The sequence below is a fragment of the bacterium genome, from assembly GCA_024228115.1.
GTDB lineage: Bacteria > Myxococcota_A > UBA9160 > UBA9160 > UBA6930.
In genome coordinates this window covers 1-3,770 of record JAAETT010000508.1, presented here as the reverse complement: position 1 = coordinate 3,770, position 3,770 = coordinate 1, and the positions used below count along the sequence as shown (strand labels likewise).

The 3,770-nt window shown below is 63.6% G+C and carries 2 protein-coding genes and 2 tRNA genes; 2 read left to right on the top strand and 2 right to left on the bottom strand.

The features are described from left to right. Window positions 1-431: 431 nt before the first annotated feature. A complete protein-coding gene (locus tag GY937_21500) occupies window positions 432-1,172 on the top strand; it encodes a hypothetical protein (GenBank protein MCP5059287.1) in 741 nt (246 codons plus the stop codon). Between the two features lie 54 nt (window positions 1,173-1,226). On the opposite strand, the gene GY937_21495 is transcribed toward GY937_21500, so the two are convergent. Together GY937_21495 and GY937_21490 are read right to left on the bottom strand one after the other, a co-directional pair. Next, window positions 1,227-1,315: transfer RNA gene (locus GY937_21495), tRNA-Leu, on the bottom strand. Between the two features lie 8 nt (window positions 1,316-1,323). Next, window positions 1,324-2,667 (bottom strand): hypothetical protein, encoded by a 1,344-nt coding sequence (locus GY937_21490; GenBank protein ID MCP5059286.1) that lies wholly within the window; start codon window positions 2,665-2,667, stop codon window positions 1,324-1,326. Window positions 2,668-2,779: 112 nt separating this feature from the next. On the opposite strand from GY937_21490, the gene GY937_21485 reads away from it, so the two are divergent. Further along, window positions 2,780-2,855: transfer RNA gene (locus GY937_21485), tRNA-Ala, on the top strand. Window positions 2,856-3,770: the final 915 nt, after the last annotated feature.

Below are 3,770 nucleotides of genomic sequence, written 5' to 3'. Positions count from 1 at the left end.
TCCGGTCGAGCCGGGAGGGCGTTCGCCCTGGGTCAAGGACCTTTCGACCCGGAAGATCTGAATCGGAATCCGGAACGGCGGGCTGCGTCGCCCCCCGGCCAAATGATCAGATTTCTACGCTTCTGAGTGAGCGTCTACAGGTAGCAGCCTTGCTGGATCTGGCTCGCACCCTGGCGAAGGAATACAAGCGCCCAGCGCTGGTCGGTATCGATGCGGTCCTCGGCATTCCGGCCGCGTTTGGCGTTCAGCAGGGGCAATCGGGCTTCCAAGAGGCTCTCGACTACATCGCGATTTCGGCCGGGCTGGCCAAAGAGTCGGCATCAGCAACAGATTGGCAGTCAGAACAACCGTTCTTCGGGATACCGCCGGGCAAAGGAAGCCTTGATGCGTTCTACGCTGCGGCAGGCGGGAGAAGTTCATTGCTTCGCCTGATGGATCGACGAACAGGAGGGAATCCCGCCTTTGCTCTCCGTGGAATCCCCGGCACGGTGGGGTCCGGAACCCGAGAGTTGTGGAAGGAGCTTCGCGCGGCGAGCTCGTTGAACTCAGCCTTCTCCCTCTGGCCTTTCGACGGATCCATCGCAGACCTGACAAGGAGTGCCGAGGTCGTTCTTGGCGAGGTGTATCCCCGAGCCGCCTACGCTCTCGCGCTTTCCGCCCAGCTGCCGACCCAACCGCGTGATGTTGCCAAGACAAAACGGGGCGCCCGCGAACATGCGATTGAAGAGCTGAAAAATGCAACGTGGCCCGCACGGGCAGGGCTTCGCCTTCCCGATCTGAAGCCCTCACTCGACAGCGAAGACGACTTCGACGCGTTGATGGTTGCGGTGGCGCTCGTCCGGCTGCTTCATGAGGGCATTCCTCTGTCCCACGAGCTTGTAGATCCCCGGTTTGAAGGTGGCATTCTGGGAACAGGCGGTATCGAGTTCTCGCGACGTTCGGCGCAGCCTCGGCCACACTTCTCGAAGGCCAGCCGGAGTCCGGCCGAGGCGCCGAGCAAGCGAGATCTGCCCTGCCCTATTCCGGGCTGCGACAAGATCTTCCGCAATTCCCGCGGTGGCTGGGATGCCCACGTGGCCTCGCCTAAGCAGCACGTGACATGGCGAGACGGGGAACGTGACCCCGAACGGTTGAAGGCACGCTTCCGGGAAGAGTTCCCGGACTGGTTCTAGGCCTAGGGGCCAGAGCAGTCATCCGAGCATACTGCCACTGCCAAGCGGCGCCCCTGGTGCCGGAGGTGGGATTCGAACCCACACGGCCGTCTCCAGCCGGGGGATTTTGAGTCCCCTATGTCTACCAGTTCCATCACTCCGGCGAGTGGGATCAGCGAGAATGGCTCATCGGCTCGGAGGCGTCGAGCGCTTCCGCTGGGAAACCCAGGGCGGAGGCGTTGGCCAGCAGGCCCTCGGCGAGGGTCTCCCCGACCAGGCGATAGCCGGCGGCCGTGCAGTGGGCGTCCTTCTGCCAGAAGAGATCCTGGGGCGAGGGGTGGGCGCGGAAAGCCGGGAGCGTGTCGATGACCGGTACGCCGCGCGGGGTGGCCCAGGCGGTGATTCGGCGCGCGTAGGCGAAGGCGTCCAGCCCGGGGCGTAGCTCGGTCAGTTGCTCGCGGAAGGGAATCATTGCGATCGCGAGTCGGGCGCCCTGGGCCTCGGTATGGGCCTGGAGGCGTTCCAGATTCTCGTAGACGATGGCGTACCGCTCCAGAGAGGTCTCGTCCTGCTCCGCCTGGTAGACGTGGCGATGGGGGTAGATGAAGCCGAAGCGGAGCTGCCGGATGGCCGGCGCGCCGTTGATGCGGCGGATCAGGGCGCTTCGGTCGAGCCAGCCGGGCACGCTGTACCAGCGCTGGCGATCCTCGTATCGGGCCTTGTGGCCGGGGGTGGAGGTCTTCCAATGCAGGTGGCCGTCTTTGGCGGTGACGAGCTCCGGGCGTAGGTTCTCGACCAGATCGTTTGGCGTCATGCCGTGGACGATCACATCCGGCTCGAAGCGCGCGGCGAATTTCTCGACCCAGCGTTGGGCGTGGACGGTTCCGTACGCAGGGTGGCCGGCGTTGACCACTTCGATGTGCCCGCGGCCAAACGTTTCCGCGAGCTCGGAATCCAGAACTCCGGGATAGGTTTCCGGCAGGTCGACCTGCCCTCCCGCGGTGAAGGAATCGCCGATCACCAGCACGCGGAACACGCCGGGAGGCTTGGGGCCGTAGTCGCGATCTGCGCGGACACCCTCGCCGTTGGTCTTCCAGGTCGAGCGGAATTCGGTCGTCTGGAGCTGGCGCGTCACGTTCGGAACGAAGACGTGCCCGACGTCCGGATCCGCAGCGTGACGCTGGTCGGCAAAGGGGAGCGCTTCGAAACGCGTCGGCGGCTCCATCCAGCACAGCACGATCTCGCCGAGCAGGCCCGTCGCCAACAAGGTGGCCGCCACACCCAGAACCAGCGCCCGGGTGCTCGCCACGAACCCGGGCACGGGCCAGCGATAGCTCGCCACGAAGGCCACCAGCCCGCCGCCATACAGAGCAGCCCAGAACAACTGGCGCCGGGTAAACCGCCACCAGACCGGCTGAACCGCCAGATCCGTGAGCCAATACAACAGGGGGCCGCAGAGGATCAGCGCAGCCACCCCCATCAACACCCAGGTCATCCGTGCCGGTTGCTCGGACAAGATTCCTCCACCCCCCTCTTCGACCGATCCCTTGGCCGCCTGAGCCCCGCCCCCTCTTTCCCAGCCTCAACTTTGACAGCTCAGGAGCCGATCGATAGCCTGTTTTTCCCCTGGGGCTGTAGCTCAGTTGGGAGAGCGCTTGAATGGCATTCAAGAGGTCAGGGGTTCGACTCCCCTCAGCTCCACCAGGGTTTTTTCCGCGGTTAGAGGCCACAAACGGCACTCTTGAGAAATCGCGGTAGCATCAAGAATCAGCCGCTCAGATAGCCGGGGGCCCACTGGGGACCCGGCCGGCTACACTCAGGGAGCCGCACTTCCCCTCCAGGTGCGCGACACGAGGCCGCGTCCGGGTTTCCTTCTGGGATCTCCCCGTCCGCACCTCGACGGTGCGCAGCCTGTAGCGCCCTGCCAGCATAAAGATCCATCGGGGTAGTCGTGCTCAGAGAGGCATAAGCACCCGGGGCGCTGCTGCGCTTGCTTCAAAGGATGGGTGCGCCCCGGTCTCGGTGCTCCCGGCACCCTGCCCATTGAACAGCCAATTCGCAAAGCGCTCTCCCCAAATGCCGATTGTGTAAACCATGTCTCCGGAATCAGGTGTCAACGATGTCTCGCTAAGCACACCAGAGGTCAGGCTGAGCCCAGTTTTTCGCCAGACCGACGATATTCACAGTTTCTGGGGCGCTGTAGAGCTGAATATGCTCGGGGCTCAAGGCCCGTTCAGCAGCGCACTCAGACCCGCTTGGCGTTCTAGATCCCATCAAAAATCGAAGACCGTCTGAGGTTGTACTCATCCTCAGAAATGAGCCCGTCGTCGAGTAGATCCTTCAGCAGTCGGGTCTCCTCGCGTCGGTGGACTCCACCACCGCTACGCCTGGAGCCAAGCCTCCTGACCCGGAGCGGCGTGCCCCGAGATCTCGCGATCAGACAAATGCGGATGAATATTGAGAACGGAGTGCGTCCAGCTTAACCTGAACTATGCACGAAAGTTGGCTGAGAAGCTGGCTTTCCAATGTTTCAGCGTGCCGCGCGGCGATTGACGCTGACGGATCTCGTTTTGGGTGGTCGATGCCCATTCCGTGGCGCGAATGCGGAGTGTGCTTCGG

Coding starts and splice junctions, on each gene's coding strand:
- GY937_21500 (MCP5059287.1), top strand. CDS start 432: ATGGATCGACGAACAGGAGGGAATCCCGCCTTTGCTCTCCGTGGAATC.